An 18,169-nucleotide genomic window follows, 5' to 3' on the forward strand; every position below is an offset into this window, starting at 1 on the left:
ATTTATTTTACGATTGCGAGAATGTCTTTCTCACTTAAAATCAAATATTCTTTGCCTTCATACTTTGCTTCAGTACCTGCAAACTTACTGAATAAGATTGTTTGACCAACCTCAACAGCTAGAGGAACAACCGTTCCATTTTCTAGTACGCGCCCAGTACCTACGGCAACAACAACTCCTGCATTAGACTTCTCTCCGGCAGACTCCGTTAAGACAATTCCGCTAGCTGTTGTCGTTTCAACTTCTTTTACTTCAATAACAACTTTGTCATATAATGGTTGAATCATTTGTAAAACCTCCGTTTGGTATTTAGCACTCTGTTTATTTCAGTGCCAATTATTATATTATCACTTTTGTATTTTTAAATCAAGTAAGATATCATCTTTTTTCTTTATTTTTGCGAAAGCAAAAGGCGGCCTGCAGAGTACTGCAGGCCGCCTTCAATTTTTTACCTATTTATTATCTTTTTCCGTTTCTTGGTTAACCAAATACATAAGCGTATGTAAGTGACTTGTTAAGTCAATATTTTCAACTACAACATTGCTCGGCACATCAAGGCGATGTGAAGAGAAGTTTAAGAAACCGCGGAAGCCTAAAGCTACCAGACGATCAGCAACATCTTGAGTTACTTCATTCGGTAACGCCAAAATTGCTGTATTAACACCTTCTGGAAGATGTTCTTCCAATTCATTAATGTTGTAAACCGGTACATCACCAATAGTTGTGCCGGTACGGTCAACATCAATATCAAAGCTTGCAACAATACGTACATTGTTACCTTTAATATAGTTATAGTTTACCAGTGCAGTCCCTAAGTGACCAACACCAAATAAAATAACGCCACGATCGTGGTCCATGCCTAAGAAACGGCGTAACTCAGCAATCACTTTGTCAACATTATAGCCGACACGTTGCTTTCCGAGTTCTCCGATATATGAGAAGTCACGACGAATAGTAGTAGCTTCAATTTTAATAATTTTCTCTAATTCTGCTGAATTTATTGTTGTCACGCCTTTTTCTTTTAATTTCAAGAATTGGCGGTAATATTGTGGTAATCGACGGGCTGTTGCGCGTGATAATTTTTCAGTTTTCATGAGAGATTCCTCCTTGGTAATTAAGATAGTTTGCCATTTGGCTTAGCATCCAACGCCATAGTTGCCAAAGGAATTTCTTGCATATATTGATAATATGCAGCTGCACCAATCATTGCGGCATTATCACCACAGTATTGTAATTCCGGCATAGCTAAAGTTACGTTAGACAACTGATTAACTGCTGACTCAATCTGAGTTCTCAGTCCAATATTTGCACTCACACCTCCACAAACAATTACTTGTTTGGCCCCGTAAGCTTGTGCTGCTCTTATTGTTTTACCTACTAGTTCCTCAATCACTATTTTCTGAAAACTGGCAGAAATATCACCATTATCAAGAGCTTGCCCCTTTTGGCGCGCACTGTTGATATAGTTTAATACTGCTGATTTCAAACCGCTAAAACTAAAATCATAAGGCGATTCCAGCTTTGGCTTTGGGAAAGATATCGTTGCTTCATTATTGGCAGCTGCGCGATCTATATGCGGTCCTCCCGGGTACGGATATCCGAGTACCCTTGCAACCTTATCATATACTTCACCGGCAGCGTCATCCAGAGTCGCACCTATCAATTCGAAATCGAAATGATCCTTCATATAGATGAGCTCAGTATGTCCACCTGAAACAACAAGAGCAATTAACGGAAATTCAAAATTCTGCGTCAACGCATTGGCATAAATATGTCCGGCAATATGATGCACCGGGATTAACGGTAAATCATAAAGCAGTGCCAAGGTTTTTGCTGCTTGAATCCCAACTAACAATGAACCAACGAGTCCTGGTGTCGCAGTAACCGCAATAGCATCAATATCTTCGAATTTCAGCTTGGCCTCGCTTAACGCTTCAGCCAACACTGCAGTTATCGCTTCTACATGGTAACGACTGGCAACTTCAGGAACAACACCACCAAATTTTTGGTGAATTGCAATCTGAGTTGTTGTCACTAAACTACAAACCCGCACACCATCTTCAATGATGGCAGCACTTGTTTCATCGCAGCTCGTTTCAATAGCAAATATTCGCATTATCTCTCACTCCGTACAATAATTGTATAGCAAGTCACAATAAAAATAAAGTGAAACGCATACTTTTTACACAATTTCATAATTAAAAATAATTCCATCTTCAGGCGGATTCTGGTAATAGTTTTTACGACTGCCAACAGCCTCAAATCCATTCTTCAAATACACCTTTTGAGCCGCAATATTGCTGGCTCTTACTTCCAGAGAAACCGTCACTATCCCGCTATTTTTCATTAATTGTAAATAGTCGGCAATCAATCTACTTGCAAGTCCTTGCTTGCGTACTTGCGGATCAATATAGATACTAATAATCTCACTGTAGTCACCGGCAAATTGATACCAAATGTATCCTAAGCAATCTTCACCTTCCAAAATCAAAACATTCATGTTAGGATTCGCAATTGCTTCAAGCAGTGATTGCTTACTTTGCTCCCGGGATTGGTGGAATTGACTTGTCTCAATTTCGCCAATCTGCGCAATTTCCCCCAAATCATCAATCGTTAACGCACGTATTTCCATATTCATTACCGTTCCGCTTCTAGCTCAGCCTGTGATTTTTTCAAGTACAGCGGTACCAACGCATGAATATCTTCGACTGCCGGACGTTGTTCAGCTAAGGCAATCACATTCTGCAAATCAATCCGCAGCGGCTCAATAATTTGATTGACTTCCATCCCAGAAACAGCCTCACCTAAGCTATAAGCCTTGTACTCTTGCAAGTAGCCGCTTGCCTCAAGAACAGTGTACATGCCTTCTGGTAAAACCGATGCAAGCTTGTTCCCGTCTTTCTGGTATATCGCCGCAAAAACCATATCCCGTTTGGCATCTAAAACCGGCATCACAATGCCATCTTCTGCTTGCATTGCCAACGCCTCTAAAGAGTTCACAATCTTTACCGGCGTTCTCAGTGCAAAACTCCAAGTCTTGGCAATGGTAATGCCAATCCGTACTCCGGTAAAAGCACCCGGTCCATCAACAACTACTAACTCATCAATTTCTTTTGCTGCAACATCATGTTCCTTAAGTAATTGCTCAACCACAACCATTGCACTGCTTGAATGACGCTCGCTGCCCTCACCATAACTGCTAAAAAGCACACCATCCAGTTCCAGACCAATACCCAACTCACTGAGTGCCGTATTAATAATCAATCGCTTCATCAAACCCGCTCCTCAAATAAATTCTGATAGTTTGTATCAGTGACAGTAACCACAATTGTTCGATGTTGCTCGTCCATCATCAAAAACTCCAAGGCAATAACTGTTTTCGGCAACAATTCTTCAATACACGACGGCCACTCAATCACGGTAACACCATCACCATAAATATATTCTTCCAATAATTCAGCATCACTGTCCAAGTCAGCTCGATAAGCATCAATATGATAGAGGGGAAAACGCCCCTCATCATATTCCTTAATCAAAGTAAAAGTAGGGCTAGTCACACGTTCCGTAATATTCAGGCTTCGTGCCAAATAACGCGTAAAAGTTGTTTTTCCGGCACCAAGATCACCGGTCAGCAACAATACTGCGCCGCGCTCCAAATGCCGGCCAATATAAGCCGCTAGCTCAGCAACTTCTTTTTCAGTATAATTTTCAAAACGCATTACATCAATCACCCACTACAGTTTCATATCATTGGTTCTAATTAAATTCTTCTTACGCATAAACTCACTGATAGCCAAACTTATCACTGCCGGAATAATAAAATGCAGTAATAAAATCGGCAACCACGCGCTGTTACCCATCACTTCTAAAGTCGTCAACTGGCCAACAAGTCCGCTTGTTCCCATCCCGGCACCGACCGAATTGGTTTCCATATGGAAAACCATTGTCGCTAATCCACCGCCGATTGCTGATGCAATTGTCGGCGGCAGCCAAATCAATGGGTGCTTAATAATATTCGGCAATTGGATTTTCGAAGTACCAATCCCCTGTGTCAGTAATCCGCTCACGCCGTTCTCGCGGAATGAACTTACAGCAAAACCAACCATTTGTGCACAACAGCCGGCAAGTGCGGCCCCGGCTGCCAACCCGCTGATTTGAATTGAAATACACAGCGCTGCCGAAGACATTGGCGAAGATAACACCATGCCAACAATAGTCGCAATCAGCACGCCCATCAGCAACGGCTGCAAAGTGGTCAACTCATTAATTGCTGTGCCAAACCATGCCATCGCCATTGATAAATATGGCGAAATGAAAATACCGACCGTTCCACCAATTAAAATGACTGCCAGCGGCACTAGCAATAAATCAAACTTTGTTTTGCCTTCAATCAGCTTACCGGCCTCAATACCAATAAGTGCAGCAACAAAAGCTCCAACCGGTTCACCCATACCGATGGTCCCATTGGCAATAGCACCGGAACCAATCATTCCGGCTACAATGGCCGCCAAAATAGTAAAGTGCTTAGCACCACGCGAATAAGCCACGCCGGCACCAATTGCTGCCCCCATCATGTATTGCGCTACCGTTCCGATAGTAATCAATAATTCAAAATTAAAGATAACTCCTATCTGCCGAATTATTACACCCACGATTAAAGACGCAAACAGCCCTTTTGCCATGCCATCAAGCACCGTGGCTAAATAATTTTGCACCTGTTTCATACAATATCGCCTCTTTTGTATTATTATACTGGAATCTATTTTAAAGCGCAAAAAATGTTGGCAGTCACACCAACATCTTCTACTCACCTTTTTATTTGTTTAAACCTCTTCAACCCAGAGTTTTGCTCCTAAGTTGCTTAACTTCTCAATAATTCGATCATATCCGCGCTCGATATGTTCGATGTTTTGAATTTCAGTAATACCATCAGCTACAAGACCAGCAAGCACTAATGCTGCTCCCGCCCGTAAATCAGAAGCTTCCACCGTTGTCGCTTGCAAATCAGTTGGTCCGACAACAACTGCCGTTGCCGCCTCTTGGCGAATATTGGCACCCATCTTTACAAGCTCATTCACATGTTTAAAACGAGCTGTATAAATGGTTTCATTTACTACGCTGGTTCCTTTAGCTTGCGTCAGCAATACTGTAAAAGGTTGCTGTAAGTCAGTAGCAAAACCAGGATAGACCATTGTTTTTAAATTAGTCGCTACTAATTCATCAGCCTTACGGATGATTAAATAATCATCGCCAAATTCCATCGGCACGCCGGCCTCACGCAATTTAGCCAAGAAAGCTTCCATATGCTCAACAATAATATTATTGATTCGCACTTCTTCACCCATCAATGCCGCTGCCAGCATGTAGGTTCCCGCTTCAATACGATCAGGAATAATCTGGTGCACACAGCCATCAAGCCGCTCTACACCTTCAATCCGAATTAAGTCAGTTCCGGCTCCGGTAATCTTTGCTCCCATGTTATTCAACAATGTTGCCACATCAATAATTTCCGGCTCTTTCGCCGCATTCTCGATGTAAGTTGTACCTTCAGCATATACGGCAGCAAAAACAATATTAATTGTTGCGCCGACACTTGCTGTATCCAAGTTAATTCTTGCTCCGGTCAATTTCTCAGCTTCAAGATGATACCCGCCGCCTTCATTAGTAACCGTTGCTCCCAAAGCTTGGAAACCACGAATATGTAAATCAATCGGACGCGGCCCTAAATAACAACCACCGGGAACCCCGATTGTTGCTTTTTTAAAGCGCCCAAGCATTGCACCCATCAAATAATAAGAGGCACGCAATTTTTGAACTGCCCCCTCAATTAACGGTGTATATACCATATTCTCAGAATTGATAGTAATCGTCGTATCGTTCCGCTCAACATGACCACCGACTTCTTCAATCATTGCGATTAAAGCATCGACATCTGAAAGCTCAGGAACATCTTCAATTTTTACTACGCCATTCGACAAAATAGATGCCGCAAGCAATGCCACAACACTATTTTTCGCTCCACTTATATCAACACTTCCGTTTAACGGGAAGCCACCTTCAACTTTTAATACACGCATCTTTTTTTTCCTTTCTCGGAAATAAATAATCAACAATTCTATTATAATAAAAAAAGCTGCTTCTGGGAAGTCCTTTTTCCAAAAGAAAGGACTTCCCATTCACAACTTTTCCCAAAAATTAATCAACCGGCGGTATTTCCATTGAACTGCTCACACGCATCCGCGGCAGAGCAAAATAATCCATAGATTCATTTACAATCCCATGCTCAACGGTAAATGCCAAATGATAGCCAGCTTCTTTTATAGCTGATTCAGCCTCATCATTATAATGACCAAACGGATAACAAAAATATTCGGTACCAAGCATATCCTGCATATGCTTCATATCTTCAATAATACCATCACGATCTAAAGTTGTAATTAATCCCTGACCATCGCTGCCGGCTTTATGCAATCCATACGAATGCGAAGCCACCTCAACATAGCCGCTCTCTTTTAGTTCTTGAACTTCTTCCGGGTTTAAATGGCCCGGTTTTCGTTCGTCGGCATATTCGCCGATAACGAAAGTTAAAGCTCGCATATCATATTTTTTAAGCAACGGCAAAACCAGAGTCTTCATTGAATATAAACCATCGTCAAAAGTCAGCACAACACTCTTCTCGGGAATTCCAACCTTATTGTTTAAATACTCATCCAACTGTTTCATAGTAATCGTCGTATAACCATTATCCCGAAAATATTGCAAATGCTTTTCAAAATTCTCAACCGGAATATTGTTTGCATCATCTGTAATACCTTGATCATTCACCTCATGGTACATCAATACCGGAATATCAAGACCAGCAATATATGGATATTTTGGCGCCTCAGGTTCATTAGCTTTAGTCTCAACGTTATTTGCCGTTGTTGCCGGAACTACTGCATCACTCGCTTTAGGGCTAAATAAAGTAAACATTAAAAATACATTCAAGGCAATTAAGGCCACTGCTGCAACACCCATTATAACAGCTAAAACTCGCTTATTCACGCCTTCACATCCCTCTTTTTTTATGTACTAATAATACCATATTTTCTGCGCTTCTTTCCTTACAATAATGTAACATAAAAAAGTGGCCCCCGTTCGAGACCACTTTTTTATTACTTTTCTTCCCTAATCAACTGACGAACCGCATCAATAGCAATCTCGATTGCCACCTCAACATTTTCATCAACCGGATTTGGCAATCCGGCCTGCGCGCGTTCCTGATTAGCTACTACCAGCAACACCGTCCCGCAACGCACCTTTAAATAACTGGCAATCGTAAACAAAGCTGCCGACTCCATTTCTGAACCAACACAACCCAACGCAAGCCACGCCTGCCACTTATTTTCAAGTTCATAACTCACCGGCTTAGTGCTCGGTTGATGCTGCCCATAAAACGAATCCTTGCATTCAACAACACCCACATGCGGTGCTTTGCCATGCGCCTTGCTGGCATTGACCAATGCCGTCGTCACCGCAAAATCAGCAACCGCGGGAAATTCAATCGGCGCGTACTCTTTGGAAGTCCCTTCCATACGCACCGCACCGGTAGCAACAATCACATCGCCACCAACAACATCAAGCGCCATACCACCACAAGTTCCAACCCGAATAAAAGTATCGGCACCAATATGCACCAACTCTTCCATCGCAATCGCCGCACTCGGCCCGCCAATTCCGGTTGAAGTGACCGAAACTTTAACACCGTCCAAGTATCCGGTATACGTCACATACTCACGAAAATCGCCAACCAACTGAGCATCATCCAAATATGCAGCAATTTTTGCGCACCGCTTAGGATCACCGGGCATCAACACAAAGCGCCCGACATCACCCTTTTCCAACCCAATATGCATCTCTGCCATACACAACAACTCCTTTACCATCATTATAGCTGTTTTAGGGAAAAAGAAAAGGCGATGTGACCGGCAAAACCGGCACATCGCCTCCCATTTTTGCAATTACGCTTGTCCGTTAGAACCAAACTCTTGCATTTTTTCTTTTACAACTTTAACAATTGCAGCTTTACCTGGGCCGATAACTTTACGTGGATCGTATTGTTTACTATCGTTTGCCAAGAATTCACGAACAGCTGCTGTCCAAACTTGTTGGCACTCAGTGTTTACGTTAATTTTTGCATGTCCTAATTCAATTGCTTTTTTGATTTGATTTTCAGGAATTCCGCTTCCGCCGTGTAATACAAGTGGCGCTCCGGTTAATTCAGAAATTTCTTTCATTTCAGCAAATCCTAAGTTTGGTTCACCATCATAAGGACCGTGAACTGAACCAAGAGCAGCTGCTAATGCATCGATATGAGCCTCATTTACCATACGTTCACATTCGTGCGCGTCAGCATATTGAATACCACCAATAACACCATCTTCTTCGCCACCAACAGTTCCAACTTCAGCTTCAACTGAAACACCTTTTGGATGTGCATATTCAACAACTTGTTGAGTTGTTTTAATATTGTCATCAATTGGATGATGAGAACCATCAATCATTACTGAAGTAAATCCAGCATCAATCGCAGCTTTACAGCTATCAAAACTTGAACCATGGTCTAAATGAATTGCTACTGGTACAGTAATTTTCATATCTTCCATAAGTCCTTTAGTCATCATAACAACAGTATTGAATCCGCCCATGTATTTTGCTGCACCCTCAGATACACCAAGAATAACCGGTGAATTTTCTTCTTGAGCTGCTTGTAAAATTGCTTGTGTCCACTCAAGGTTATTAATGTTGAATTGACCAACTGCATAATGACCAGCTTTTGCTTTTTTTAACATTTCTGTCATAGAAACTAATGCCATAATAAATGCCTCCTAAAATTCTTTAAATTCGTTATTAATTATAGCAGATTTTGCCTGCTTTCACAAACAATATCGGTATAATCTTTGGTATTAAATTCAAAGAAACCCATTTCTTTGAAAAAAAGGGCACGACAGTGAGGTCGTGCCCTTTTGTTTACTTACTCTGTTTCTGGGCAATCGCTGCTTCAACAAACGCAGCAAACAACGGCTGCGGCCGTAATGGCCGTGACACAAATTCCGGGTGGAATTGTCCGGCCACAAACCAAGGATGGTCTTCCAGCTCAATAATCTCTGCCAACCCGGTTTCCGGGTTGGTGCCTGCGAAAGTCATGCCGGCATCAATGAACTGCTGCTTGAATTCATTGTTGAATTCATAGCGGTGACGGTGGCGTTCCGCCACCAAAGCTTTGCCGTATGCGGCAAAGCTGCGAGTACCTTCTTTGACTTCACAGTCATAGCTGCCCAAACGCATGGTTCCACCCAGGTGGATACCTGCGTATTGCTCTGGCAAGTAGTCAATGATCGGGTATTTGGTATCGCCGTCAAACTCAGTTGAGTTTGCCCCTTCAAGTTGCATCACATTGCGGGCATACTCAACCAATGCTAATTGCATGCCCAAACAAATACCAAAGAATGGTACTTTGTTTTCGCGGGCATATTGAATTGCCAGCATCTTACCATCAATTCCGCGATCACCAAAACCGCCGGGAACCAAAATACCGTCAACTTCACCTAAATAATCAGCAATATTATCAGCAGTCAAATCTTCTGCTTGCACCCAGTCAATTTGCACTTTGTGGTGGAATTTATAACCAGCATGCTTCAAAGCTTCATTCACTGATAAATAAGCATCTTGTAATTCAACATATTTTCCGACTAAGGCAATGCGTACACTACCGTTCAGTGTTTTTACGGTTTCAATTAAATTCAGCCACTCATCCATTGGTGCTACCGAGCGATCTGGATTTAATTTCAATTTCTTACAAACAAAAACATCAAAGTTTTGTTTTTGCAAAGCGATTGGCACTTCATATAGAAGCGGCGCATCTTCAGCAACTAATACTGCTTCAACCGGAACGCCACAGAATAATGCAATTTTCTCACGCACTGATTGCTCAACCGGCACTTCTGAACGCAATACAATCATATCCGGTTGAATACCTAACCCGCGCAATTCCTTAACGCTATGTTGTGTTGGTTTGGTTTTAATCTCACCAGCCGCACGTAAATAAGGTACCAAAGTATTATGGATGAACATAACTTGTTCATCACCAAGCTCTTGACGTACCTGACGAATCGCTTCTAAAAATGGCAACGATTCAATATCCCCTACCGTACCACCAATTTCAGTAATAACGACATCGGCACCGCTCTCACTGGCAGCATCAAACACTTTTGCTTTGATGGCATTGGTAATATGCGGAATAACTTGGACGGTTGCGCCAAGATATTCCCCTTTTCGCTCCTTAGCCAAAACATCCGAATAAATACGTCCGGTTGTAATACTTGAAGTTTGTGATAAATTAACATCGATAAAACGCTCATAATGGCCCAAATCAAGGTCAGTTTCAGCACCATCATCAGTAACAAATACCTCACCATGCTGATATGGACTCATAGTTCCCGGATCAATATTGATATACGGATCAAACTTTTGCATAAATACCTTTAACCCGCGATTTTTCAATAATAATGCTAAAGATGAAGCTGCAATCCCTTTGCCTAAAGACGATACTACTCCACCAGTTACGAATATATACTTTGCCATTTTCGTTGCCTCGCTTTCAGAAAATAAATGAATAAAATAAAAAGAAGCTCCCAATCTTAGAGAGGGAGCCATACAGCAGAACCTTTCAAAAAAGGTGCCCAAGAATATAATATTATAGATACCGGATTTTGACAAGTACTTTTCAAATTTTAATGCAAAGTTAAAACTCGGTTGATAAGTGCAATTGGCTTGCGCTTATCAAAAAATAATTTTATTAAAATATTATTTAAATAAAATGATAATTTATGTTATAATAAAAACGTGGCATCACAATACTCGCCCTGAAAGCGAGGTGACCTAGATGGAAATGCTTGCAGTTGTAATCCTACTGCTTATCATCTTATTTCGCAATAAAGATGATAACCAAGAGTAGAGACAGACGCCACACAAAAAAGAAGCCAAATCCAACCCCGGCTTCTTTTTTCTTTGACCTAAATGTACTTGCTTGCAGTTGCTGTACAATAATATTATATATCAGTTAAAATCAAATTGCAAGTTAATTATTAAATCTTACGAATAATCTTCGTCTTCTTTTAACTTAGCAAATTTCTCTAATTCCGGTGCTGCTGCAAAAGCCTCTTCAGTACTAATTTCTTCTTCATCAGCGGCAGCATCAACATCAATGTCTTCATCTTCTAAAATAAAGTCTTCATCTTGTACCATTTCAAAACGATAACGGTTTTTCAAATCCCAAGTTCCATCCGGAAAGGGAATAAAGCGTCCGTCAACGCTTAAATCAGTATAGAATAAACCACGTTTTTCATCTATAGCTTCATCAATACCTAAAATTTCAAATACTTTGCTTGCAAGATCCTGAAATTGTACCGGTTTGTTTTCTTCACTTAAAAATAAAAACGCACATTGAACCAATGACAACTCTTTTACTTGTTGCTCTGTTAAGTCAGATAATTTCATCTGCAACTCCTCCAAAAAATAAATTACCGCAAATTTTGCTCATTACTATTATACATTATATTTCATCAAATGACGATAAAAATTTTGGAAGTGGTGCGCGCCGAAGGCGCGCACCACTTCGCATCAGCCTTTGGGGCTGATTTATTTTCGAAACTCAACGGTAACATCGAAGTTACCTGCCGGTTCATCATTCATAAAGAAATCATATTGAAAACGTAAATGTCCGTGCTTCTCTTGGGTATTCCAGTCATACTCAACGTCATGAGTCCGCGCTAACGTTTGCAAACGTCCGAACGGGGTATCGTAAATACCATCAGAAAGCTGGCCCTTCACAAATGATTGCTGCATCTGCACTGCGCCGCTGCGTGAAAGTACTACGTATTCCGGCTGGATGATTATTTCTGAATTGACTGACTCCTCGAATCCCTCGTAGCCAGGCTCTTCAAAATTAAGTCGCAATTCATTACCTTCTTCACTTAGTTCACCAAGCGATGTAAACTCATTAACAACTGTTTCTTCATTCAGTTCAATTTCACTTTTGAAATTCACCCATATTTCCATTGTAGCAGCACCTCATTTCTTTTTTATATCAGTTTTTAATTATAACATACTTACCAGTTCGTAGCAAAGCAAATAATCATCTTATATTAATTACCCCAGCCAGGCTAAAATTTTATCTGCGCTGGTTACTTTTTTAGTTGCGTCGATTATTTCTGGGTAGTAGAAAATTCGATACTCGGCAGCATAAGTTTGTTCTTGTAATGCACCCATTACCAATGATACTTCTGTAAGTGGCACAAGTTCGCCATTACGCGTTTCAATAGTTATTGTTTCATCACCGGTACCGCTAAAAGCTTGGTTTTCCAATTTTTCAATTGCAGCATACATTTGTTTATCGGCACTTGCCTTTGCGAACAACATTTCAAATTGCTCCGCTTCTTCTTTACTCACATCAACATATTTAAGCAACTGACGCCGCAAGAAGCGATTAGCTAAATCTTGTAACAAAATATCAGTCTCATTCAGACACATGCGAATATAATAAAACATGACATGCTCATCAAATTGAATATAACGGGAAACAGGCATACTCGCTTTTTGGTCGTAAAGTTCAAACAACAACGGATAATCAAAACTCAATTCATCCTGCTCACGCAATAGTACTAGTCGCTGAACAATTTTTTCAAGCAAGAATTCATACGCTCTTCCTGCCGGATGATTATAAACCTGCACATACATATGATAACGACTCATAATATAATTTTCTAAAGCATGAATGCCACTCTCTTTAAAAACAATATGACCATTGGCAACCCGCATCACCCGCATAATTCGGGTCATATCATAATTTCCATATGGAACACCGGCAAAATATGCATCCCGTGCCAGATAATCCATACGATCAGCATCAACCTGCCCGGAAATTAATTCAACCAAAATTTGGTTTGGATGCCGCTTAGCAATTATTGCCTCAACTTCATCAGCAAATGCTTCATCCATTTCTGATGTCAAAAGCTGATGCACCTCACTATCGGGATCCATAATAACCTTCTTGCTCATATCTTCATGGGAAAAACCAATAATTGATTCCAACGCATGTGAAAATGGCCCATGACCAACATCATGCAATAACGCAGCACTAAAAACCAATAGCTGCTCCCGTTCATCCAAAAGTTCAGCAATCGGCTCAACCTTTTCTAAAATCTGGCGAACAATCTCATAAACACCCAATGAATGACCAAAACGCGTATGCTCAGCCCCATGAAATGCTTGGAATGTTCCGCCTAATTGATGAATATGATGCAAGCGCTGAAACTCGTAAGTATTGATCAACTTCCAAATCAAAGGCTCATTCACCAAAATATAATTATGAATCGGATCACGGAACACCTTTGCATCAGTCAAATATGTAGTCATAGTTCAATCCCACCTTTCTCTGAAACCAGAATTCCTGGCCAACTTTTTTATAAATCTTCATCCTCTTTCCACGCCGCCAGCTGCGCCAGCAACGCATCTTCACTTGGCGCCATAAATTGACGATCACCAATAATTACAATCGCCATCGTCCGACCCGGACCGCAAACTGAATGGCACTTATCTTCAATCGTTGCTTCAGGAAATAATTCTAAAAGTCGCGGTACCAAAGTCTTTACATTCGTCCCTTTACACTGCCCGCAAATCTTTAATTCTATATTCATAGGTAAAAACACCTCAAAATTCTTAATATTACCTCACTATTATACATGAAAAACGTGAAAATTGCACGAATCGACCTTCTTGGCAAAAACGACGAACGCGGCGGCGGGGTGGCCGCCGCCGCGTTCCAAAAATTCTCCCCTAACATAAATGTCATATTTTCATATCAGCACTCAAATTCCGCACTTCCTGTGGTATACTAAAGTTACATTTATCAATAAGGAGTGGCAATACCATGACTTTACTTGACATTCGTCAGCTTAAAAAAACATATACCGCACGAATCGGTGCCCAAAGCTACACCGCATTAAACAATATATCGTTTACTGTTGAACCTGGTGAATTTGTAGCTATCATGGGACCAAGCGGTGCTGGTAAATCAACATTGTTGCAGTTGATTGCCACCCTCGAACAGCCAACCAGTGGCCAGATTTTTTTAAACGGTGATGACATTACCTTGCTCAGCGAAATGTCGCGCACCCATTTCCGCCGCAAAAATATTGGTTTCATTTACCAGGATTTCCGACTGCTGGACAACTTAAATGTGCGCGAAAATATCTACCTGCCGATTGTATTGAATAGCCGGCCGCCGGCAAGTATGAAAAAGTATTTTGAACAAATTACCACTCAGCTCGGCATTGCCGATGTGCTTAACCGCTACCCTTTTGAGCTTTCCGGCGGTCAGCAGCAACGTGTTGCTGCAGCCAGGGCGCTGATTACCCAGCCGCAGTTGATTCTTGCCGATGAACCAACCGGTTCATTGGACTCGCATACGGCCAAGAAGTTTTTGCAGTTGCTGACAATGATTCATGAACAAATGCATTCAACCATTCTGCTAGTTACCCACAGTGTTTTAGCAGCAAGTTATTGTGATCGGGTGCTCTTCATTAATGACGGCATGATTTACACTGAAATATATCGCGGCAATAGTCCGCAAAATCAATTTTTCAACTCGGTAACCCGGGTTATTTCGGCTTTGGAAAACAGCATTGAACAAACCCGCGAATTGTAAGGAGTATCTATGATTTTTCATTTCTTGTTAAAAAACTTACAATCAAATATGCGCAACTACATTGGTTATTGTTGTACCATTGCTTTTTCGGTATTTATTTTTTATACTTTTACCGCTATTACTCACCTGTCATTAGATCCTACAATTGATTACCTTAACTATGGCTACCTTCAATCAGTAGTCAGCCTTTCTATTTTTGTACTCTATATATTTACATTCGTCTTCATAGTTTACGCCAGCAGTTATTTTTTACGTATCCGTTATCCTGAACTGCTTGTCTATTATTCACTTGGCTTTGAAAAACATCATCTGGCTATTATCTTTGTTATTGAGACATTGGTTATCAATGGCTTAGCTTTGTTAATTGGCTTAATTATCGGTGTTGTTTCTACTCACTTCTTTACACTCTTACTTTATGCCTTAATTCATGTTGCCCCTGATGTAAGTATGCCAATCTTCTTTGATTATGAAGCATTTCAATATACACTGACAACTTTCTTAATCTTTATGGGTCTTAGTATCTTATTTACAATTATCCGTATCTATATGCTTAATGCTAAAAAAGTCCATCAAAAGATGACGATAAAAAAACCACTTAGAGGCTCATTCATTATGAGTTTTATTGCCTTTGGATTATTTGGTTTTAGTTATTACCTGATTTTTTATCCCAAAGATCATTTCGACGTGCTCTTACTTATTGGCTTCTCGGTTTTCTGGCTGGTTGTTCCGGCAACATTCCTATTCTTCAGCTACTTTACCGGAATATTTTTACGTATTCTCAAACGAACCAGACTTTATTTACGTAATGCCAAAAACTTTATTGCTATTTCCAGTTTGCAATACCAGCTGCGAAACTTCACTTTGTTTCTTGGAGTTTTTACCACACTAACAACTATTGCTTTAGTTATGCTTATTGCCACCACACTCTTCTATCAAAATATTGACCAAAGTGTTAATGCCGATTTTCCATTTGCCTATATTTACACTAATCCTGATAATCAAAATGAATCCCGTATCATCCACAATATGCTCAATAATAATGGTAATAATCCCTTGACGAACGAAGACCACTATTCTTTTGTTTTACTTGACGAAAGCCAGTTCCATTTTAATTTAAACGCAACTAACCTGAATAGTCTCACTAATATTCAGTCCATTACTTCGTTGGCAGTCTTCTCAGTATCTACTTATAATGATATCTCTAATGGAGCTGATTTAAATCTCAGCAAAACTCAAGCTGTTTATAACACCAACCCCCTATTGGAATCAAAAGAAAGACCTAAACCGTTTACTATCGATCTCGGCAACACCAGAGTCCAAACTGTTCCTAAGGGTCAAAATAACTTTTTGAATGGATATTTAGCTAATTATGGCGACTCTCGCTCATTAATTGTCAGCGATGAACTTTATAATCAATTGATGGCAAAATACCAATCAATTACCTTTACTACTGCCAGTTACCGAGACAACAGTAACCTCACCAATAACTATTACGAACTAACAAACTATCTTTATGATAATGATATTCCCTATGATTCGATCCTCTATACTTATACCCTTTACTATAATGGTGGCGGCACATTAATTCTCTGCAGTTATGGTCTGGCAATTCTCATTTTCCTAACACTAGCATCAATCTTATACTTTAAACTTGTTGCTGACGGTCGTCTAAAAATAGATTACTTCAAAAACCTATATGCCCTAGGTATGGATAAAAGTCAAATTATTGGCAGTATCCGCATGCAATTCCGACTTATCTTCATTGTTCCTTGTGCAGTTGGCGTGCTACACACAATTCTGGCTATCTACCTCTTTTCATTCCTGCTCCAAGCAGCGCTTGCTTCACTTTCATTTCTTGATTTATACATTACAACTATTGGTATTATTGCCGGCTTTATTCTACTCTTTTGGCTCATTTATCGACAAGTGCTGCATTCATATACTAAGCGTATCTTTAAAAATAATCGCTTTTTAGATTATTAGCAAAAACTCAAAAAAAAGGGAAACGCCGTTCTACGGCGTGTCCCTTTCCAATTTTATTCGGCGAAGTCAGCTTCCTCCGCAACATCTTCTGACCGGTAATCGTCATGCATTGTCAGCAACACTTCACTGACGCGACGATTATCAACTTTAATGATTTCCACGTGAATACTCTCATAGTCAAATGATAAACCAACTTCAGGAATTCCCTGGATACTTTCAAATACCCAACCGCTAACGGTATTGTACTCACTTGATGGTACATTGGGATAACTTAAATATTTTTCAAATAAATCCTCAAGATTTAAATCACCATTTACTTTAAAAACATGGTCATCTACTTTCTCAACAAAAGAAACAACATCATCATATTCATCGTATATTTCACCGACAAGTTCTTCAAGAATATCTTCCATAGTCAGAATACCGGCCATTCCCCCGTACTCATCAATGACAATTGCCATATGCGCTTTGTTTTTTTGCATCAATGCCAAAGCATCATCAACTTTCATTGCTGCTGAAACAAAGGTTGCTGGTTTAATCAACTTAGCAATCTTGGTATTCTTATTTTGTACTAAAGCTGACAAATAATCACGCTCATACAAAATACCGACAATATTATCAATTGACTCATCGTAAACCGGAACCCGCGAAAAGTGATTTTCAAGCAATTGTTTGACAATTTTTGCCTGTTCATCATTGACATTGACGGCAAAAACATCAACCCGGGGAACATAAATTTCCGAAACCGGGGTATCATTAAACTCAATAGCGCTGCGAATTAAGTCTTTCTTCTCATCGTCAATGTAGCCTTCTTCATTGATTGCATCAACAAGACTCATCAGTTCTTCCTCAGTAACCGACGGCTGTGCATCGGTATTTTTCCGCAAGCGATGCAACAGTTTTTGGATACTGCCAAATATAATCGAAAGCGGCTTTAAAATTATAATAAAAAACTTCAAAATCGGTGCCGCTTTTATGCAAAAACCTTCCGCATACTCTTTTGCTAATGCTTTGGGAAATATTTCTCCAAAAATCAAAATAACAATCGTGATGACAACAACGCTATATGCAACCCCCACCACACCAAAAAGTTTGGTAAAAAGCGCAGTTGCTAGTGTTGAAATCAAAATATTAACAATGTTATTGCCAATCAACACGGTTGTAATCAATGTTCCAAAATCCTCAGCCATCTGCAAAGCAAGCTTGCTGTTATGGCGTCCCTGCTCAGCATAATTTCTCAGACGAACTCGGTTCACGCTTGAAAAAGCAATTTCCGATGCCGAAAAAAATGCTGAAAAGATAATTAAAATCATAATAGCTGCAAGCAGCCAAATACTGGAGGGATCAAAATCAATTCCCATATATGTATCATTCTCCTTATTTTAAACTTAAGCCTATTATAGCAAAAAACCTTATTAAAATGCAATTTTAAAAAACCCA

General features: G+C 40.2%; 19 protein-coding genes. 2 read left to right on the forward strand and 17 right to left on the reverse strand.

From position 1 onward, the window contains the following. Positions 1-2 precede the first annotated feature (2 nt). From groES to FEZ08_RS07260, 16 genes are all read right to left on the reverse strand, one after another. On the reverse strand, positions 3-287 hold the full coding sequence (gene groES / locus FEZ08_RS07185) for a co-chaperone GroES (RefSeq protein ID WP_138191045.1): 285 nt from the start codon (positions 285-287) through the stop codon (positions 3-5). A gap of 165 nt (positions 288-452) precedes the next feature. After that, entirely contained in the window at positions 453-1,094 is a 642-nt protein-coding gene (locus tag FEZ08_RS07190) for a redox-sensing transcriptional repressor Rex (RefSeq protein WP_138191046.1), read from the reverse strand. A 20-nt stretch (positions 1,095-1,114) separates the two neighbouring features. Further along, positions 1,115-2,116, reverse strand: a complete 1,002-nt coding sequence (gene tsaD, locus FEZ08_RS07195) for a tRNA (adenosine(37)-N6)-threonylcarbamoyltransferase complex transferase subunit TsaD (RefSeq protein WP_138191047.1) — start codon at positions 2,114-2,116, stop codon at positions 1,115-1,117. Between the two features lie 66 nt (positions 2,117-2,182). Beyond that, a complete protein-coding gene (gene rimI, locus FEZ08_RS07200) occupies positions 2,183-2,638 on the reverse strand; it encodes a ribosomal protein S18-alanine N-acetyltransferase (RefSeq protein WP_138191048.1) in 456 nt (151 codons plus the stop codon). Next, positions 2,638-3,273 carry a tRNA (adenosine(37)-N6)-threonylcarbamoyltransferase complex dimerization subunit type 1 TsaB gene (tsaB, locus tag FEZ08_RS07205; protein WP_138191049.1) on the reverse strand — a complete coding sequence of 212 codons (636 nt, stop codon included), beginning with the start codon at positions 3,271-3,273 and terminating at the stop codon, positions 2,638-2,640. Before tsaB ends, rimI begins: the two co-directional genes overlap by 1 nt. Continuing rightward, complete coding sequence (gene tsaE / locus FEZ08_RS07210; RefSeq protein ID WP_138191050.1) at positions 3,273-3,719, reverse strand: tRNA (adenosine(37)-N6)-threonylcarbamoyltransferase complex ATPase subunit type 1 TsaE; 447 nt, start codon at positions 3,717-3,719, stop codon at positions 3,273-3,275. The genes tsaB and tsaE overlap by 1 nt, the downstream gene beginning before the upstream one ends. Positions 3,720-3,734: 15 nt before the next feature. Next, on the reverse strand, positions 3,735-4,724 hold the full coding sequence (locus tag FEZ08_RS07215) for a PTS sugar transporter subunit IIC (protein WP_138191051.1): 990 nt from the start codon (positions 4,722-4,724) through the stop codon (positions 3,735-3,737). Between the two features lie 99 nt (positions 4,725-4,823). Continuing rightward, a complete protein-coding gene (locus FEZ08_RS07220; RefSeq protein WP_138191052.1) occupies positions 4,824-6,077 on the reverse strand; it encodes a UDP-N-acetylglucosamine 1-carboxyvinyltransferase in 1,254 nt (417 codons plus the stop codon). Between the two features lie 118 nt (positions 6,078-6,195). Further along, positions 6,196-7,044, reverse strand: a complete 849-nt coding sequence (locus tag FEZ08_RS07225) for a polysaccharide deacetylase family protein (protein ID WP_138191053.1) — start codon at positions 7,042-7,044, stop codon at positions 6,196-6,198. A gap of 110 nt (positions 7,045-7,154) precedes the next feature. Beyond that, complete coding sequence (udp, locus tag FEZ08_RS07230) at positions 7,155-7,904, reverse strand: uridine phosphorylase (RefSeq protein WP_199288048.1); 750 nt, start codon at positions 7,902-7,904, stop codon at positions 7,155-7,157. Positions 7,905-8,000: 96 nt separating this feature from the next. Continuing rightward, positions 8,001-8,855, reverse strand: a complete 855-nt coding sequence (gene fba / locus FEZ08_RS07235) for a class II fructose-1,6-bisphosphate aldolase (protein ID WP_138191054.1) — start codon at positions 8,853-8,855, stop codon at positions 8,001-8,003. A 154-nt stretch (positions 8,856-9,009) separates the two neighbouring features. Further along, positions 9,010-10,623: a CTP synthase gene (locus tag FEZ08_RS07240; protein ID WP_138191055.1), complete on the reverse strand. Its 1,614-nt coding sequence runs from the start codon at positions 10,621-10,623 to the stop codon at positions 9,010-9,012. Positions 10,624-11,133: 510 nt separating this feature from the next. Continuing rightward, the gene (gene rpoE, locus FEZ08_RS07245) at positions 11,134-11,538 is read right to left on the reverse strand and encodes a DNA-directed RNA polymerase subunit delta (protein WP_138191056.1); all 405 of its coding nucleotides are present in this window, start codon (positions 11,536-11,538) and stop codon (positions 11,134-11,136) included. 141 nt (positions 11,539-11,679) lie between these two features. Further along, complete coding sequence (locus tag FEZ08_RS07250) at positions 11,680-12,099, reverse strand: YwiB family protein (protein WP_138191057.1); 420 nt, start codon at positions 12,097-12,099, stop codon at positions 11,680-11,682. Between the two features lie 90 nt (positions 12,100-12,189). Continuing rightward, positions 12,190-13,455, reverse strand: a complete 1,266-nt coding sequence (locus FEZ08_RS07255; RefSeq protein ID WP_138191058.1) for an HD domain-containing protein — start codon at positions 13,453-13,455, stop codon at positions 12,190-12,192. 47 nt (positions 13,456-13,502) lie between these two features. Further along, positions 13,503-13,736: a DUF1450 domain-containing protein gene (locus FEZ08_RS07260; RefSeq protein ID WP_138191059.1), complete on the reverse strand. Its 234-nt coding sequence runs from the start codon at positions 13,734-13,736 to the stop codon at positions 13,503-13,505. A gap of 233 nt (positions 13,737-13,969) precedes the next feature. Here FEZ08_RS07260 and FEZ08_RS07265 point away from each other — a divergent pair, with 233 nt between their 5' ends. Together FEZ08_RS07265 and FEZ08_RS07270 are read left to right on the forward strand one after the other, a co-directional pair. Beyond that, complete coding sequence (locus FEZ08_RS07265; RefSeq protein WP_138191060.1) at positions 13,970-14,746, forward strand: ABC transporter ATP-binding protein; 777 nt, start codon at positions 13,970-13,972, stop codon at positions 14,744-14,746. A gap of 9 nt (positions 14,747-14,755) precedes the next feature. Next, positions 14,756-16,729 (forward strand): FtsX-like permease family protein, encoded by a 1,974-nt coding sequence (locus FEZ08_RS07270; RefSeq protein WP_138191061.1) that lies wholly within the window; start codon positions 14,756-14,758, stop codon positions 16,727-16,729. A 53-nt stretch (positions 16,730-16,782) separates the two neighbouring features. Here FEZ08_RS07270 and FEZ08_RS07275 read toward each other — a convergent pair whose 3' ends face one another. Continuing rightward, the gene (locus tag FEZ08_RS07275; RefSeq protein WP_138191062.1) at positions 16,783-18,090 is read right to left on the reverse strand and encodes a hemolysin family protein; all 1,308 of its coding nucleotides are present in this window, start codon (positions 18,088-18,090) and stop codon (positions 16,783-16,785) included. Positions 18,091-18,169: the final 79 nt, after the last annotated feature.

The organism is Culicoidibacter larvae, from assembly GCF_005771635.1.
Lineage (GTDB): Bacteria > Bacillota_I > Bacilli_A > Culicoidibacterales > Culicoidibacteraceae > Culicoidibacter > Culicoidibacter larvae.